This is a genomic window from Enhygromyxa salina (assembly GCF_002994615.1).
Taxonomy (GTDB): domain Bacteria; phylum Myxococcota_A; class Polyangia; order Nannocystales; family Nannocystaceae; genus Plesiocystis; species Plesiocystis salina_A.
The window spans coordinates 64,324-81,485 of record NZ_PVNK01000110.1 but is presented as its reverse complement, the minus strand read 5'-3'; the positions used below and the strand labels follow the sequence as shown (position 1 = coordinate 81,485).

Annotated in this window: 13 protein-coding genes; 7 read left to right on the top strand and 6 right to left on the bottom strand. The window is 70.7% G+C overall.

Annotation, left to right across the window (positions count from 1 at the left end; translation table 11 throughout):
• Window positions 1–243: hypothetical protein (locus ENSA5_RS10480; RefSeq protein ID WP_146155546.1), on the bottom strand; the 243-nt coding region annotated here is incomplete at its 3' end.
• Window positions 240–1,688 (bottom strand): hypothetical protein, encoded by a 1,449-nt coding sequence (locus ENSA5_RS10475; protein ID WP_106391498.1) that lies wholly within the window; start codon window positions 1,686–1,688, stop codon window positions 240–242. The genes ENSA5_RS10475 and ENSA5_RS10480, both read right to left, overlap by 4 nt.
• 111 nt (window positions 1,689–1,799) lie before the next feature.
• Here ENSA5_RS10475 and ENSA5_RS10470 point away from each other — a divergent pair, with 111 nt between their 5' ends.
• From ENSA5_RS10470 to ENSA5_RS10460, 3 genes are all read left to right on the top strand, one after another.
• Window positions 1,800–2,219: a CBS domain-containing protein gene (locus tag ENSA5_RS10470; RefSeq protein WP_106391497.1), complete on the top strand. Its 420-nt coding sequence runs from the start codon at window positions 1,800–1,802 to the stop codon at window positions 2,217–2,219.
• A 325-nt stretch (window positions 2,220–2,544) separates the two neighbouring features.
• Window positions 2,545–5,325 carry a type VI secretion system ATPase TssH gene (gene tssH, locus ENSA5_RS10465; RefSeq protein ID WP_106391496.1) on the top strand — a complete coding sequence of 927 codons (2,781 nt, stop codon included), beginning with the start codon at window positions 2,545–2,547 and terminating at the stop codon, window positions 5,323–5,325.
• A 170-nt stretch (window positions 5,326–5,495) separates the two neighbouring features.
• A complete protein-coding gene (locus ENSA5_RS10460; RefSeq protein WP_106391495.1) occupies window positions 5,496–5,771 on the top strand; it encodes a hypothetical protein in 276 nt (91 codons plus the stop codon).
• A gap of 97 nt (window positions 5,772–5,868) precedes the next feature.
• On the opposite strand, the gene ENSA5_RS37405 is transcribed toward ENSA5_RS10460, so the two are convergent.
• From ENSA5_RS37405 to ENSA5_RS10440, 3 genes are all read right to left on the bottom strand, one after another.
• Window positions 5,869–6,930, bottom strand: a complete 1,062-nt coding sequence (locus tag ENSA5_RS37405; protein ID WP_181197608.1) for an alpha/beta hydrolase family protein — start codon at window positions 6,928–6,930, stop codon at window positions 5,869–5,871.
• 358 nt (window positions 6,931–7,288) lie between these two features.
• On the bottom strand, window positions 7,289–8,941 hold the full coding sequence (locus ENSA5_RS10445; RefSeq protein ID WP_146155545.1) for a hypothetical protein: 1,653 nt from the start codon (window positions 8,939–8,941) through the stop codon (window positions 7,289–7,291).
• Between the two features lie 988 nt (window positions 8,942–9,929).
• Entirely contained in the window at window positions 9,930–11,081 is a 1,152-nt protein-coding gene (locus tag ENSA5_RS10440; protein WP_106391492.1) for a DUF3410 domain-containing protein, read from the bottom strand.
• Between the two features lie 69 nt (window positions 11,082–11,150).
• On the opposite strand from ENSA5_RS10440, the gene mmuM reads away from it, so the two are divergent.
• The gene (mmuM, locus tag ENSA5_RS10435) at window positions 11,151–12,092 is read left to right on the top strand and encodes a homocysteine S-methyltransferase (protein ID WP_106391491.1); all 942 of its coding nucleotides are present in this window, start codon (window positions 11,151–11,153) and stop codon (window positions 12,090–12,092) included.
• A gap of 112 nt (window positions 12,093–12,204) precedes the next feature.
• Window positions 12,205–12,501 (top strand): SCP2 sterol-binding domain-containing protein, encoded by a 297-nt coding sequence (locus ENSA5_RS10430; protein ID WP_106391490.1) that lies wholly within the window; start codon window positions 12,205–12,207, stop codon window positions 12,499–12,501.
• Between the two features lie 4 nt (window positions 12,502–12,505).
• On the opposite strand, the gene ENSA5_RS10425 is transcribed toward ENSA5_RS10430, so the two are convergent.
• A complete protein-coding gene (locus tag ENSA5_RS10425) occupies window positions 12,506–14,389 on the bottom strand; it encodes a serine/threonine-protein kinase (RefSeq protein WP_106391489.1) in 1,884 nt (627 codons plus the stop codon).
• A 208-nt stretch (window positions 14,390–14,597) separates the two neighbouring features.
• On the opposite strand from ENSA5_RS10425, the gene ENSA5_RS10420 reads away from it, so the two are divergent.
• Both ENSA5_RS10420 and ENSA5_RS10415 read left to right on the top strand, forming a co-directional pair.
• Window positions 14,598–15,572 carry an RluA family pseudouridine synthase gene (locus ENSA5_RS10420; protein WP_106391488.1) on the top strand — a complete coding sequence of 325 codons (975 nt, stop codon included), beginning with the start codon at window positions 14,598–14,600 and terminating at the stop codon, window positions 15,570–15,572.
• A gap of 67 nt (window positions 15,573–15,639) precedes the next feature.
• On the top strand, window positions 15,640–16,683 hold the full coding sequence (locus tag ENSA5_RS10415; protein WP_106391487.1) for a serine/threonine-protein kinase: 1,044 nt from the start codon (window positions 15,640–15,642) through the stop codon (window positions 16,681–16,683).
• Window positions 16,684–17,162: the final 479 nt, after the last annotated feature.

The following is a 17,162-nucleotide window of genomic DNA, read 5'->3' as shown; positions in this document are numbered from 1 at the left end:
GGGCGGGGTCGCGCGCAGGGCCGTGTGGACCCTGTCGACGAGCTCGACCTCGGGCCCCGGCGACTCGGCGTGGACCTCGTGGGCGACCATCCACACGACGCCGAGGACGCCGAGGAAGAGGGCGAAGGCGCGGGCGAAGGGGCCGCCGCGCAGCAGCGCGAGGGGATCGTCGTGGGGGTCCAGCTCGGGGCTTGGCTCGGGGTCCGAGACCACGGGCAGGTGAACGCGCCTTCGTTGTTTCATCCTGAGACCTCGATCAGCTCGAGCACGTCGGGGGCGCGGCGCCAGGTCTGGGGGAGCGTGGGATCCACGGCCGGGGCCGAGGCGCCGAGCTCGACGGGGTCGAGGGCGAGGGCGTCGCAGGGCTCGTCGCCGTAGTCGAGCTCGGTCCACCACACGCTGCCGTAGCCGGGGCCGGCGGCGTCGTAGTTGCCGGGCCCGACCCCGACCGCGAGGCCCGTCCCCTCGCTGTCGAGGGCCAGCGCGTGGGGTCGCAGGGGCTCGCTGCCGCCGACGGCCGTCCACGCGCCGGCCTCGTCGAGGGCGTCGAGGCGCCCGCACTCGCTGATCGTGCCTTCGCCGACCTCCGCGGCCAGGATCACGACCCCGCGGGCGTCACCGTCGGCCCGGGCGAGCAGCCAGCGCGGGCCCTCGGCGCCGGGGATCAGGGCCAGCGCGCGGACGATCCACGAGCTCTCGCCCTCGAGCACCGTGAACCCGCGCAGCTGACAGTCGCCGTCGAACCACCAGGCCCGCGCGTCCTCGCTGGCGCTGACGATCGAGGGGTGCTCGCCGACGAGGACCCCGCCGAGGCCGTCGGGCGCGAGGTAGCGGACGCTCTTGCCCGAGAAGGGGATCTCGGCCACGCAGGTGGGGCTCGGGGCTGCGTCGGCGCTCAGCGGCGAGGCGTCGAGGATCGCGACGGTCTCGTCGCCGTCACACGCGAGCGCGACGCTGTCGGCGTTGGGGTCGAGGGCCGCGATGCTCCACGCCCCCGCGCAGCCGGCCGCGGCGACGCGCGGCTCGGCCGCACCCGAGACCGAGGGGGACGCGAGCCCGAGCAGCTCGCTGGGCTTGGTCCAGAGGTTGTCGGGGACCATCAGATCATTGGCGAACACGGCGATCAGCAGGGCGCCGCTCGGGCGGTGGACGACCATCGACAGGGGCTCGGTGCGCTCGAGCGCGGTCAGGCGCACGCCGAGCCCGCTGACCTCGCTCCCGCTCCACCAGTCGCCGAGGGGGACGAGCGTCCCGGCCTCGTAGTCGGCCAGGCCCGCGGCGGGAAAGCTCAGGAGCGAGCCGACGTCGCGGTTGGGGTAGTGACCGATCAACACGTGGAGGTCGGCGCCGTCCCACGCGAGGCCGTAGGGCTCGTCGAGGTACTCGCCCGTGATGTCGCCGCCCGGGTTTGGCTTGAGGTCGAGATCGAGGGCGCCGCGATAGCGCGGGCCCGGGCCCGCGGCCGTGAACAGGTCGACGCGATCGTCGATCGTCTGGCTGAGCGCGACGATCGTGCACGACTCGCCGCTCGGACACCCGAGCAGCCCGGTCTCGACGGTCTCGCCGGGCTCGCCGGTCTCGCCGGTCTCGCCGGTCTCGCCGGTCTCGGCCTGGCCCTCGGCGACGCCCGGGTTGTCGGGCAGGCACGCGGTCGTCGCCAGCAGCACGGTGATCAGCCACGAACGCATGACCCTCAGCCTATCAATCCGTCGCCGACCGCGAAATCATCGCCGCACGCGCGGACGCGCGAGTAAACTCTGCGTGGTCTTTGGCCCCTCGCTCGGGCAAAGATCGGCGCCATGCCCGACCTGATTCCAGTTCGCCAGTACATGAGCGCCCTGCCCGAGACGATCGACGAAGATCTGAGCCTCGGTGACGCGAAGGACCGCATGTACGCCCTCGACGTCCGCCACCTCCCGGTCCTGCGCGAGGGCAGGCTGATCGGGATCCTCAGCCAGCGCGATGTCGCCGTCGCCGAGTCTCTCGCGCAGGTCGAGCTCGCCGAGATCTCGGTCCGGCAGGTCATGACCCAGGTGCCCTTCACCTGTGGACCCAACGCTCACGTCGAGGCGGTCGCGCGCGAGATGGCCGAGCATCGCTACGGCTCGGCGATCGTCGTCGAACCCGGACACCCGACCCGGGTCCTCGGCGTGTTCACGACCACCGACGCGCTCCGGGCCCTCGCCGAGATCGTCGACGGCTTGATGGGGAAAAATTAGTACCGCGGCTCGCCGGCCGATCGGACGGGGCTCGGGGGCTGGCCGATCTTCCCCGACACGCGGGGCCGACACGCGGGGCCGACACGCGGGCCGAGACCGCGAAGTTCATTGCACGGGCCTCTACGGCCAGCCAGGTCACGTTCGCGTGAGGATCGACGATCGAGGGTGAACGAAGCCCGAGCCGGGGCCGACTGTCGATGCGGCGGCGCGCGACCTTTCGGTTGAGCGCGACCGTTCGCGTCGGGCACACTCGACGCCCGCTCGGCAGCCGCCGCCATCTCTTCTCTTCTCCACCTCTCTTCCCGATCGCTACTGGAGCCCCTCAATGCGCGTCCAACCGAAAGTCCTCGTCCAACGTCTCAGCCCCGTGTGCACGGGCATGCTCGAAGCCGCCGTCGGCCGGGCCGCGCAAGGCCAGTTCTACGAGATCGTGCCCGAGCACATGCTCTACGGGATCGTCGGCCAAGAAGACGGGGACGCCGCGGAGATCCTCCAGTACTTCGGCCAGGATCGCCTGCGCCTGATCGGCCGGATCGAGAAGACCCTCGAGTCGATGAAGACCGGCAACGCCGGGCGCCCGGTGTTCGCCGAGAGCCTGTTTCAGTGGGTCGAGGACACCTGGACCCTGGCCTCGCTGCTCTACGGCGTCAGCAAGCTGCGCACGGGTCACATGCTCTTGCAGTTCATCGAGCGCTCGTCTCGCTACACCGCCGAGGAATTCCCGGAGATCGAGGCGATCGACCCCGAGGTCCTGCGTCGGGACTTCGACGGGATCGTGCGCAACTCCAACGAGCTCGACGAGATCCCGAGCGAGGCCGGCGCGCCCGGAGCGGTCTCGGCCGCCCAAGCGGGCGCGCCCTCGGCCGACAGCGCGATCGGTCGGTTCACGGTCTCGCTGACCAAAGAAGCCCGCGAGGGTCGCATCGACCCGATCTTTGGCCGCCACCGCGAGATCCGCCAGATCATCGACATCCTGGCCCGGCGGCGCAAGAACAACCCGATCATCGTCGGCGAGCCCGGGGTCGGCAAGACCGCGCTGGTCGAGGGCCTGGCCCTCGCGATAGTCAAGGGCGAGGTCCCGGATCTGCTCCAGAACACCGAGCTCATCAACCTCGACATGGGCCTGCTCAACGCTGGCGCCAGCGTCAAGGGTGAGTTTGAGAAGCGGCTCAAGGCCGTGATCTCCGAGGTCAAGGCCTCGCCGACGCCGATGATCCTGTTCATCGACGAGGCCCACACGATCATCGGCGCGGGCGCGAGCAAGGGGGGCAACGACGCGTCCAACCTGCTCAAGCCGGCCCTGGCCCGCGGCGAGCTGCGGACCGTCGCGGCCACGACCTGGACCGAGTACAAGAAGTACTTCGAGAAGGATCCGGCGCTCGAGCGGCGGTTTCAGCCGGTCAAGTGTGACGAGCCGAGCGTCGCCGACACGATCGTGATGCTCCGCGGCCTGGCCGGGAAGTACGAAGAGACCCACGGCGTCACGATCCGCGACGAGGCCGTGGTCGCCGCGTCCGAGCTCTCGGGCCGCTACATCTCGGGCCGTCAGCTGCCCGACAAGGCCGTGGATCTGCTCGACACCGCGGCCGCGCGGGTCAAGGTCGAGCAGGGCGCCAAGCCCCAGGAGGTCGAGGCCCTCGAGCTCGAGCTCGCGTCGAAGGAGCGCAAGCGCGTCGCGCTCGAGCGCGACATCGCCGAGCACATCGAGGTCGACCAAGACGGCTACGCCGAGCTCCTCGGTCAGATCGAGTCGGCCAAGGTCGAGGTCGCCGAGCTGACCGCGCGCTGGGAGGCCGAGCTCGACGCGGTCCGGGCGTTCAACGAGGCCTGTGACGCCCTCCGCGGCGCCGAGCAGGCCGAGGCCGAGGCCGCCGAAGCTGCCGACGCCTCCGACGCTTCCGCCGAGGGCGACGGCCCGCGCGAGGCCGACCCCGACGAGCCCCCGCCGATCGCGGCCGAGGACGCCGCGGCCGCGGCCGAGAGCGCGGCCGAGGTCACGGGCGAAGACAGCGTCGAGTCGCTCCGGGCCAAGGTCCAGGCGGCGACCAAGGCCCTCGAAGACATCCGCGGTGACGCCGATCCCCTCGTCCACCACGAGTGCGACGCCGACGTCGTCGCCAAGGTCGTGGCCAACTGGACGGGGATCCCCGTCGGCAAGATGAAGGCCGACACGATCGGCTCGGTCCTCGAGCTCGAGGACGTCCTCGGTCGCCGGGTCAAGGGCCAGGAGCCGGCCGTCAACGTCGTCGCCGAGACCGTGCGCATGGCCTACGCCGGGGTCCGCGATCCCAACACGCCGATCGGCGTGCTCCTGTTCGTCGGGACCAGCGGCGTCGGCAAGACCGAGATGGCCCTGACCCTCGCCGACCAGCTCTACGGCGGCGATCGCTTCATGACGACGATCAACATGTCGGAGTTCCAGGAGAAGCACACGGTCTCGCGCCTGATCGGCTCGCCGCCCGGCTACGTTGGCTTTGGCGAGGGCGGCATGCTGACCGAGGCCGTGCGCCAGCGGCCCTACTCGGTCGTGCTGCTCGACGAGTGCGAGAAGGCCGACCCCGACGTCATGAACCTGTTTTATCAGGTGTTCGACAAGGGCATGCTCAGCGACGGCGAGGGCCGGTCCGTCGACTTCAAGAACACGATCGTGATCCTGACCTCGAACCTGGCCTCGGACACGATCATGCGTCTGTACGACTCCGACGAGCCGCCGACGACCGAGGAGGTCACCGAGGCCATCCGGCCAACGGTCAGCGCGCACTTCAAGCCCGCGCTCCTGGCCCGCATGACCATGGTCCCCTTCCGGCCGATCGGGCCCGACATCATGCGCGAGATCGCGATCTTGAAGCTCGGCAAGCTCAAGCGGCGGCTGATGGAGACCCACGAGGTCGAGGCCACCTTCAGCGACGAGCTGCTCGACGAGCTGGTCCGCCGCTGCACCGACGCCGACACCGGCGCCCGCAACGTCGACCACACCCTGCGGGCCTCGCTGATGCCGGCCCTGGCCAAGTCGCTGCTCGAGTACATGGCCGAGGGCGAGGTCCCGCCCAAGCTCGAGATCGGGCTCGCGCCCGAGGGCAGCTGGCGCTTCGACTTCGCCGACTGACGCTGTGGTCTTTGCGCACACCGTGAGGGGCTGATCTCGACGATCGGCTCCTGCTGCTGCTCCGGCTCCTGCTCGTGACCGTGGTCGCGCCACAGAGCTCGCGCGGGAGCGTGCTGTCTGGCCCGTGACCGGCCTCGTTCGCGGCGGGTTCGACGGGGAAACCGACACCAGTGAGCCTGGCCGTGGACGAGGGCGGCTCGAGGGTCTGGGCCGGCGTGGCCATGGCCATGAGCTCGTCAGCGTCCTCGAGCCCGACGCTGCGGACCAGGGCCACGAAGCGGCGCGGGGCGAGCTCGCGGAGCGCCTCGACGTGGTCGAGGCCCGGCCAGCTCCACCACCTCGCCGGGGGCCTGCTGGGCCAGGACATCACGCTGCAACACGTCTATCAGCTCGGCCGTCACACCATGACTGGAACACCAAGGCGGCCGCGGAGGCTCGGGGCATGAGCGCCGAGAACCTCGTGCGCGGGCTGGTGCGTGCGGGCTTCGGCGCGATGCTCGAGCCGCACCTTCGCTAGCCCGCGCTAGCCCGCGCTAGCCCGCGCTAGCCCTGATAGAACTGCTGAAAGAACACCTGGGTCTGCTCGGTCCCGATCGAGGGCCACACGTGGCCCCCGGGGTGGGCACAAAAGCGAACCGGTGTGTCGAGGGCGCAGCCTTCGTAGTCCACGCAGCCCTCGGGCATCCCCGGTGTCGCGCTCTCCTGGCACCCGGCCAGGTCGCGGAAGAAGTCACGAAAGGCCTCGCGCCCCGGGCTCAGCTCGCCGTCGCCGATCGTGACCCAGGCCGCAGGCGTACCCACGCACTGCTCGGGCTCGAAGTAGATCACGCTGCCGCCCACGGCGATCGCCCGGATGTACTCGCGGCGACAGCCGAGCACGCCGGAGAAGGAGCCGCCGCCGCTGAAGCCCATGGAGAACACGTTGTCCTCGTCGATGCACAGCTCGGTCCGGGCGCTCTCGTACACCGTGTCGAAGTAGTTGAGCTCGAGCTCGATGCCGGCGGGCCAGGTCTCGGGCGCGGCGTCGTAGTCGCGCCAGGCGTTGTTGATGGCCTCGGGGATGATGATGATGGCCTCCTGGGCGAAGGCCGTGCGGATGTCTCGGTCGCCGCCGAGCTCGTCCCAGTAGCTCGGGTTTCCGCCGTTGCCGTGGAGGGCGAAGATTAGCGGCCAGGGCTGGTCGGGGGAGTAGTTCTCGGGCAGGCGGAGGATGTAGCGGCGCTCGTAGTCATCGAGCATGAAGGTGTGCTCGCCCTCCGCGAGTCCGGCGCCGTCCGTGCACCCGGGGCTGCCGCCAGTGTCGGCGTCGCCGTCTCCATCTCCGTCTCCATCTCCGTCTCCGTCTCCGTCTCCGTCTCCATCTCCGTCTCCGTCTCCGGCGTCTCCGTCCCCGTCTCCGGCGTCTCCGTCTCCGGTGTCGCCGTCTCCGTCTCCGGTGTCGCCGTCTCCGTCTCCGGTGTCGGCGTCTCCGTCTCCGGTGTCGCCGTCTCCGACGGAGCTGCTCGTGTCGCTCGTGTCGGTGTCGGCGTCGCCGCCGTCGGACGAAGACGAGGCGCAAGCCGTGAGGAGGGGGAGCGCGAGGACCATGAGGCGTCGAGCGTGCACGCGGCGACGCTACCCTCACGCACGCGGGGCCTCAAGCCCTGCTCGAGCGTGTCCGGCGGACGGGCGAGCTCGCGGACCCCAGCGAAGACGGACACTAGCAGCCCGTGGTGCAATGCCTCGTGGTCGGAACCGTGCCCGCGCCAAAGAGCTCGAGCAGGAACGTGCCGTCTCACCCTGTCTCGGGACACAACCGTCTCACCCTGTCTCGGGACACAACAAAACGAGCCCCCTTTAGGGGGCGACGTAAGCGACAGCGAAGCTCATACTCAGCCCACCGAGCGAGGGAGCGCAGCGACCGAGCGACCTGCCGCGAAGCGGCAGTGCGTGGCAAAGTCTAAGGTGGGCGCGGGGGTCATGACTAGATCAGCGGCTCGCTGATGACGACGAAGTCGATGTCGTAGGTCATCTGCAGGGCACCCTCGGCGCAGCTTTGGTCGAGCACGGCGCGCTCGCGGGCGTAGCTGCGGATCGCGGTCCGGACCATGGCGCCCGACTCGGGCGGGTCGGCGAAGCTCACGGGCACGCCCGGCTGCAAGAAGCTCGGGCTCCCGGCGACGGCGAGCTCGACGTGGCGCTCGACGGTCGCGCAGGCGGCCTCGACCTGCCACGGGCAGCTGACGCCGGGGACCGCCACGAGCTGACGATTGAGCGCGGGGCCGATGAACTGCGGGTCGTTGCCGCCGCGGAGGTAGCGGACCTGCCGGGTCGGCATGCCGCTCTCGCTGACCGCGACGTCGAGGGTCGCGGGGTCGAGCAGGGTCACGCGGAGCTCTCGCTCGCCGCTGTTGCCGTAGATCACTTCGAAGCGCAGGGCCTCGTCCTCGGCCAAGGGCATCCCGGCCTCGGGGGCGCACAGGTAAAAGCCGTAGGGCTCGCCGAAGTCGGTGACCTCGCTGTTGGTCGTGACCTGCTCTTGCAGCTCGAGCTCGTAGCAGCCGTCGGCGCCGGCCTCGACTCCGAGCACCCGAACGTCGCGCTTGGGCACGATCAAGGGCCAGTCGAGGCGGCTCTCGCCGCTCGGGATCTCGCAGCTGTCGGGCTGCTCGGGGGCGTCGGTCTTGGGCGTGAAGCGCAGGGCGTCGGACCCGATCCACTCGCCGCCGACGCCGTCCTCGAAGCGCACGCCGAGGCCCCCGTCTTCGAGCTCCTCGACGTCGAAGGTCTGACCCGACCACCAGCGCGGGGCGTGCAGGGCGAGGTCGTCGACGAACACGATCGTCGGCTCGACGCCCTCGCCGGCGATCCACGCGGCGTCGCAGCCGCGGCTCTCGTCGAGCTCGATCGCAAAGTTGGTGAAGCCCGGCAGCGACCAGTGCTCGGCCTCGCCGAACGCGTCCTCGCCGAGCAGCCGGCCCGGATCGCTCGAGACCTGGTCACAGTCGAGGAGCACGTCGCTGCGCAGCGGCCGGACGTGGAGCGAGATCTCGAACTCGTTGGCGTTGTTGACGTAGAGGTGGCCGTAGACGTCCTCGTACCACTCGTCGCTGGGGTCGATGCCGCGCTCGTCCGAGGTTGCGACGGTCGACCACAGGCCGAACACGCTCAGGCCCGCGACCGCGCTCCGCTGGATCGGGGCGAGCGTGGGCAGGCTCGGATCCATCTCGGGGACCAGCAGCTTCCACGACAGCAGCAAGAAGGGCAGCGCGATCAGATCCGTGGGGTCGCAGGTGATCGCCCAGGGATGACCGACGAGGCCCATCAGCGCCGACCACTGGGCTGCGAAGCCGGCCGACAGCTGGATCCCGGCGAACACCGCCGCGACCGCGAGGTGGCAGGCGAGCAGCGCGCCACGGCTGCGCACGCGCAGCAGCGCCGCGAGCAAGACCGGCGCGACGAGCATGCCCGCGAAGTCGCTGAGCTTCCCGGTCAGCGCGCCGGGGATCATGTCGGCGCCCTTGAGCCAGTGGTCGTTGGCGACGAGCACGGCGAGGGCGCCGATCCAGGTCGGGGTTAGTAGCGCGCGGGCGGGGTGGAGCTCCGCGGGTTTGGTGACAGGGGCAAGAACGAACATGGGAGGCTCTCCGGGGGGTAGTCCCGGACGCCTGCGGGCGGTTCAACGAGGGCTCTGAGGCTTGGTCATTTGTTGGAGGTTCTGGGGGTGAGGACACTTCTCGGTTGTTGATGGGGCTTTGTCGTGGCCGTTGGGGTCCGCGCATGGCCGCAGGAGGTCCGAGTGCGGGGCGTCGCCTCTCCATCTGGGGTGCAGAAGGCTCTTGGTGTCGTGGCTCCAGGTCGGTCGGGTGGGCGTCGGAGGTGCTTTTCGTACGGCGATACCCCGCACTCGGACCTCCTGCGGCCTTTCATGCGCTCTGCTCCTTGCGGGGGGGGACTCCGCTCCGGAGCGCTGGGGGGCTACTCGGTACGGAGTCGTTGATGGGGCTTTGTCGTGGCCGTTGGGGTCCGCGCATGGCCGCAGGAGGTCCGAGTGCGGGGCGTCGCCTCTCCATCTGGGGTGCAGAGGGCTCTTGGTGTCGTGGCTCCAGGTCGGTCGGGTGGGCGTCGGAGGTGCTTTTCGTACGGCGATACCCCGCACTCGGACCTCCTGCGGCCTTTCATGCGCTCTGCTCTTTGCGGGGGGGGACTCCGCTCCGGAGCGCTGGGGGGCTACTCGGTACGGAGTCGTTGATGGGGCTTTGTCGTGGCTGTTGGGGGTCCGCGCATGGCCGCAGGAGGTCCGAGTGCGGGGCGTCGCCTCTCCATCTGGGGTGCAGAAGGCTCTTGGTGCCGCGGCTCCAGGTCGGTCGGGTGGGCGTCGGAGGTGCTTTTCGTACGGCGATACCCCGCACTCGGACCTCCTGCGGCCTTTCATGCGCTCTGCTCTTTGCGGGGGGGACTCCGCTCTGGAGCGCTGGGGGCGATCGGGCGCGATCTGCCAGAAGACCGATACAGCTCATGCCTCCGGTGAGTGCGTTCGCTTCGAGCCTCGGAGGCCTGGCCGTCAGACAAGGCTCGAACGGACTTCGGGCAGGCGCTGAGCGCTTGTTTGGGGCCTCGAACCTCTATCCGAGGGAGAAGCCTGCTGTCTGGAGCCAGCGCTCGAGCTCGGGGTCGCGGGCCCGGGCGGGTGAGATGACCCAGGACCGAAACTCACGCCGGAGCTGATACTCGCGGCGGAGGGCCTCGAAGGCTCGGGGTCGGGCGGGGGGCTCGAGCTTGGCGAGGGCGCGGACCCGGGCGTCGTCGCGGTTGAGGTCCACGACTCGAGCGACGAGGCTCGCCCTCGCGGCGGTCGAGGAGCCCTGCAGTGGAGCTGTGAGCGGTTGAGGAGGCAGCAGCTTTGCTCCGGTCCAGCTCGGCGGGCGACCGAGGTGGGCGGACAGGGCCTCGTGGATCATGCGGGTCCCGGCGATCTTGGCCTCGAGGCTGTAGCCGGCGACGTGGGGCGAGGCGAGCAGGAGGCGCGGATCTGAGAGGCGCGCGGGCGAGAGGTCGGGCTCGCCGTCCCAGACGTCGAGGATCATCGCGCCGATGTCCGCTCGGTCGAGGGTCCGATCGCGGACCACGGGGCCGCGGCTGGTGTTGATCAGCAGCTTGGGGCCGGCGAGGGCGGGGGCGCGGCGCTCGATGTAGGCCCGGGTCGCGTCGGGGCCGTCGACGACCAGGGGCACGTGGAAGCTGACGATCGAGCAGCGCCGCCAGAGCTCGTCGAACTCGACCAGCGGCGCGGGGCAGGGGCGACCGCTGCGGGCCAGGGGCGGGTCGCAGCCGAGGACCTCGTAGCCGAGCGCGAGCAGCAGCGCGCTGAGCCGCGCGCCTACGTTGCCGAGGCCGACGAGGCCGACCGGGCCCGCGGGGGCACAGGCCCGGGCCTGCTCGGTGAAGGTCAGGGCCGCGAGCACCCACTCGGCGACGGCGCGGGCGTTGCAGCCGGGCGCGCTCGCGGCCGCGATCCCCCGGGCGGCGAGGGCCGCGAGGTCGAGGTGGTCGGTGCCTGCGGTCGCGGTCCCGACGAAGCCCAGGCTCGGGCAGCGCTCGAGCAGGTCGGCGTCGACCCGGGTGACGCTGCGGACGAGCAGGACCTCGGCGTCGAGGGCGGCGACGGTCGAGGCGTCGATCCTCGAAGACGGCAGACAGTTGACGGTCCCGAGCTCCGCGAACGCCTCTCGCGCCGCAGCGATCGCGTCGTCAACGACGATCACGGGTCTGTGCATGCGGCGAGAGTGTACTCGTCCGATCGCCGCGTTGGGCCCGACGGTTCGAGGAGCGTGTATTTTTGGCCGATGGCCGACCGCCTCGACGAGCTGCTCGCGCGCGAGCGCTTCGCGATCCTCGACGGTGGCCTCGCGACCGAGCTCGAGCGTGCGGGCTGTGAGCTCGACGACCCGCTGTGGTCGGCCCGGGTCCTGCTCGACGAGCCCGCGCGGCTGACGAGGGTCCACCGCCGCTTCGTCGAGGCCGGAGCCGAGATCCTCGCGACCGCGAGCTACCAGGCGACGATCCCGGGGCTGGTCGCGCGGGGCCTCGACGAGCGAGAGGCTCGCGCCGCGCTGCGCCAGACGGTCTCCCTCGCGCGCGCCGCCGCCGAGCCCGCGACGCTCGTGGCCGCGTCGATCGGCAGCTACGGTGCCTACCTCGCCGACGGCTCCGAGTACCGGGGGGACTATGGCCTCGACCGCCAGGCCCTCGTCGAATTTCATCGCCCGCGGCTGCGGGAGCTGAGCGCGGCCGGTCCGGATCTGCTCGCCTTCGAGACCATCCCCGACGCCGTCGAAGCCGAGGCGATCGCCGAGCTGCTCGCGCGCGAGCCCGGGCCGCGGGCGTGGGTGTCGTTCTCGCTCCGGCCCGACGCGAGCCTGCGGATCAGCGACGGCACCCCGCTCGCGCGGGCCGTCCGACCGCTGCTCGGGCACCCGCGGGTCGCCGCGCTCGGGGTCAATTGTCTGGGCCCGCGCGAGGTCCTCGCGGCCGTCGAGGCCCTCGCGTCGCTGGCTCCGCTCACAGCGATCGTCGCCTATCCCAACTCCGGCGAGCGCTGGGTTCACCCGCGCCCGGGCGGCCCGGGGTGCTGGGCCGGGGCCGGGACCGAGCTCGAAGAATTTCAGACCCTCGCCGGTCGCTGGGCCGCGGCCGGAGCTCGGCTGATCGGGGGCTGCTGCCGGACCCGCCCGCGGCACATCGCGGCCCTCGTCGAGCTCCGCGCGCAACTCGATGCGCAGCCTTGACGAGGGCCAGCTGGCGGTTCCCGAGCATGCTCAACATCTCCCCGGGCGCGGGGCCGCGACGGTTGACCAGGGTGGGGGAACCGGGTTTACTCGCGCGCGGAGAAGCAAAGTCATGAGTCTCGAGAAAGCCACGGACACGATCAAAGAGCGCGTCGGCGACGACGCCGGGCTCGGCGCGACCCTCAAGTTCGACATGGGTGACGCCGGTGTCATCTTCATCGACGGCAAGGCGACGCCGAACACGGTCAGCAACGACAACAACGACGCCGACTGCACCGTTGGGCTCGCGCTCGACGACCTCAACGCGATGCTCGCCGGTGACCTCGCGCCGACCAACGCGTTCATGAGCGGCAAGCTCAAGGTCGAAGGCGACATGGGCGTCGCGATGAAGCTTCAGTCGCTGATGTAGCGGCTCACATCCGCTGGACTTCTTCGAGGGCCTCGACCCGGTCGCGCAAGCGCGCGAGCGAGCTGCCCTCACTGGCGGCGCCGCGCAGCGCTCGCTCGGCTGCGACCGAGCGGGCGAGCAGCGCGTCGAGGGTCGCGCTGAGCTCGAGCATGCGGGCCGCCCACATGTCGCGCTCTTGCAGCTCGCGACGTTGTTCGGGGTCGCCCGGGTCGAAGTCCGGATGGCTGACGAGCGCGTCGAGCTCGGTCATCCGCTCGCTGCCGACGGTCGCGAGCGCGAGCGCGTGGGTCATCTCCGCGTCGATCTCGTCGCGCTCGGCCGCGGGCGTGGCCTCGATCAGCGCCATGACCCGCTGGACGACCGCGCGCAAGCTCGGGCGGTGACGCGCGCTGATCTGGGGCGCCTTGCGCTCGAGCTCGCGCAGCTGCGTGTCGACCTGCGAGGGCAGGGCCAGGCGCGTGGTGTAGGTGGCCGCGAGCGCGGGCTTCGAGGTCCACCACGCGATCACCCCGAAGTAGATCGGCAGCAGCGGCAGCGCGACGACCATCAAGGCCAGCATCAGCGGCAGGCCGATGAGCAGCAGCGGGAGCGCGATCTTGCCGCGTCGCGCGCCGATCCGAACCATCTTCTCGGCCATCTGCCCGTGGGCGAGGCGACCGCCGTGGCGGGGCTCGGCGTGGATGCCCAGCTGCGCCAGGGACTGCGCGAGCGCGTGAGCGCTGGATTCGCTGACGCGCAGGACCAGGGGAAAGGGCAGACGCGGGATCTGCTTGGCGAAGTTGCCGACCTCGAGGCCCGCGTCGGCGTTGGACCGGAGCCAGGTCAGGAGGCTGTCGCGGCGGACGCTGTCGAGCTTGTCCCCGACCGCGCCGGGGCCGACGACGAACACGGTCCAGCGTCCGGGCTCGATCGTCACCCGGGCCAGCCCGCACTCGAGGCACACGCGCACGCCGTGGATCACGGGCGCGCCGCAGCGGGCGCAGCGACCGGCTTCGGCGGCCTCGAGCAGGTTGCGCGGGCGCGGGCGCGAGACCGCGATCTGCGCCCGGCTCTCGCCGCCTTGGCTCAGGAGCGCGTCGAGGAGCTCGACCACCGCCGACGCGGCGTGGGGTCGATCGCTCTGCTGCTTGGCCAGGAGTGAGGCGACCAGCTCGCGGAGCCCGGCCGTGTAGCGCTCGGGCAGCGCGGGCGGCTCGCGCTTGCGGTGGGCGTCGAGCACGGCGAAGGGGGTCGGCGCCGAGAAGGGCGGCCGCCCGGTCGCCATCTCGACCATGATGCAGCCGAGGGCGTAGAGATCGGTGCGCGGATCCACGGCCAGGGGGTCGAGGGTCTCGGGCGCCATGTAGTCGGGGGTCCCGAGCACGGTCATGGCCTCGGGATCCACGCCCGCGAAGCTCGTCGCCCGGGCCATGCCGAAGTCGGCGATCTTGGCGGTCTCGCCGGCCTCGCCCGGGCTCGCGATCAGGACGTTGGCTGGCTTGAGGTCGCGGTGGATGACCCCGCCCGCGTGGGCCACGGACAGCCCCTGGGCGATCCCGCGGGCCAGCGCGAGGAGCCGACGCTCGGGCAGCGGGGCGTCGGTGGCCAGGAGCTCGGCCAGCGTCGGACCCTCGACGAGCTCCATCAGCAGGGCCTGCCGGCCGTCGAATTCGATCGCCCCATGGACGTCGATGATGTGGGGATCTCGGAGCGTCCGGGCGAGCTCGGCCTCGCGAGTGAAGCGCCGCGCGGCCCGAGGATCCCGAGCGTTGCGATCGTGGAGCAGCTTGAGCGCGTAGCGCTGGCCCGTCTCACGCTCGACCGCTCGATAGACCGTGGCCACGGCCCCGACGCCGAGCTCGTCGCCGAGCTCGAGCTGCTCGGCCCGCGGTAGCGAGGCTGCCGTCACCCGCTCAGGCTAGCAGCCCGCGGTGCGATGCATCGCGGCTCCTCGTGCCAGAATTTTCGTCGAGGGCGCGAAGCGAGGACGCAGCTGTACCGGGCGTACTGCGAGTCTGGGCGACAAAGCCCTCGGCGAGAAGGCCAAGCGAGGTGGCGTGAGGCATTGCACCACAGACTGCTAGCCCTGGGGGCCGAGTCAGGCTACTCCACCGCCGATGGACGACAGCCCGCGCCAGACCGTGGTCGCGCCGGACCAGCACCAGGCGACGCTGGCCGCGATCGTGCGCGCGCTCATGGACGAGCTGCCCTGGTCCAAGTCGCGCGAGTTGATCCGCAGCGGCCGGGTCAAGGTCGGCGGCGAGCTGCGCTTCGATCCGGCCGAGCGCGTGGCCGAGGGGGCGCGCGTCGAGGTCAACCCCGTCGCCCGTCGCCGCCGGGCGCCCACGCTCGCGCGCGATCGGATCGTCCACGTCGATCGCGACCTCGTCGTCGTGGTCAAGCCCGCCGGGCTCCTGAGCGTCCCCTACGACGACCAGGACGAGCGCGACACGCTGATCGAGCGGACCCGCCAGGCGCTGCGCGAGCTCGGACCCCGGGACCCCGCGTCCGACAAGCGCGATCGCCTCGGGGTCGTCCAGCGCCTCGACAAGGACACGACCGGGCTGCTCGTGTTCGCTCGGACCCGCGCGGGGCGCAAGGGTCTCGAGGCTCAGTTTCGAGCCCACAGCGTCGAGCGTCGCTACGTCGCGCTGGTTCACGGCCGGGCCGAGGCCGCCGTCCACGAGTCGCACCTGATCGCCGACCGCGGCGACGGCCTGCGCGGATCCTGGCGGGGCAAGAGCCCGCCCAAGGCGGCCCGGCGGGCGGTGACGAAGGTCAGGATCGAGCAGCGACTGCGCGGGCCCGGGGGCGAGCTGACCCTGATCTCGTGTCGGCTGGAGACCGGCCGTCAACATCAGATCCGCATCCACCTCGCCGAGGCTGGCAACCCCCTGGTGGGTGAACAAGTGTACGTCCGCGGCCACCGACGGCCCCCGAAGAAGCCGGCCCGGGAGGGCGCGGGGCTGGCCTCCAGGCCGATGCTGCACGCCGCCAGCCTCGGATTTCGCCATCCGGTCAACGACCGACCGCTGCGCTTCGAGGCCCCGCTGCCCGACGATTTTCGCGCGCTGCTCGACTCGCTGCGCTGACACGTGGACACGTGCGCAGCCCTCACGAGGGGCTCTCGGCCTCGAACAAGTGCTAAGCTCCCCGCCTGTGGCAGATCCGCGACCGGATCAAGTGACGGCCACGATCGGGCAGTCGTCACAACATCAAACTGGCCGGTACGACACGCTCGAGCAGGCCAGGGCCGAGGCCCACGCGCAGGCCCTCGCCGACGGCGATCTTCCGCCCGGCACCCCCGTCATCCAGCGCAAGCAGTTCGAGATCGTCGAGCGGCTTGGCGAGGGCGGGATGGGCAAGATCTACAAGGCCTACGACCCGAGCATGGATCGCTACGTCGCGCTCAAGGTGCTCAAGCCCGACGTGCCCGAGACCGAGCAGTCGCGCTTTCATCGCGAGGCCGTGGTCGCGGCCAACTTCTCGCACCCCAACCTCGTCCGCGTGCTCGAGGTCGGCCACTCCGCGGCCTTCCAGTGGTTTGCGATGGAGTACCTGCGCGGCAACGACGTCGGCGACGTGCTCGCGCGGCGCCGCTACATCTCGTTTCGCGTCCTGATCGACATCTTCACCCAGACCCTCGACGCGCTCAACTACATCCACACTCGCAACATCGCGCACTGCGACATCAAGCCCGAGAACATCTTCATCACGCGCGACGCCTACGATCGCCGCCTGGTCATCGTCAAGCTGATCGACTTCGGCATCGCGCGTGAGTACAGCGGCCCGATCGAGCTCCACACCCACATCACCGGCGACCCCCGCTACATGGCCCCGGAGCAGGCGGTCATCAACGGGCGCATCGATCATCGCGTCGATCTCTACGCGCTCGGGGTGACCTTTTACGAGGTCGTGACGACGCGCCACCCGGTCGAGCAGCACTTCGACCTCCCGCCGACCGAGCTGCTCCAGCGGCAGATCCGCACCGAGTTCGAGCCGCCGAGCATCTACATGCCCGAGAACACCCCGGCCGAGCTCGCGGCGGCGGTCGACGACTTCACCGCGCGGGCTTGCGCCAAGGACCCGGCCCAGCGCCACGCCAACGCGCTCGAGATGCAGGCCGAGCTGGTCTTGATGCTCGGGATTTTGGATCAGGTCGCCGGCGTCGGGAGCGACGACGACCGCGGGCTGGGAACCTGAGTCTCGGAGGCCGCGTCCTTTTGCTCACGAGATCTCGCGCGCGCCTCGGTGGGGACCTGGTCAGCGGCGCCAGCCACGGGAACGACGTTTAGTAGAGGTGGCGTCGCGCGCCAGCCCGGATTCACGTGCACACCCTCCGGGCTCTGTCCCGCATATCGGTCGGGTAGATCCGCAGGACTCGCGCTGCTCGTCAAATCAAGGCTTCGCCAAGACTTTTTTGTTGCAAGCAATCTTCGGTCCTGGCGCATCGGTGGGTGATTTTTCTTGTCGAAACACTCGCCTGTGCCGCAAGATGATGGCTGCCGTGAAGCCCACGAGCGGGGTTCTGCTGCCCGGAACTCACGACAACCGGGCCCCAGGAAGCGGCGCTCATCCCGGGGCCGCGACTGCCCCCACCTCATGACGATCCTCCGGCCACTGCAAGCACGCAAACTACGAGACCCAAAACTGGGCCAAGAGCGGCAAACGCAGCGATGCGG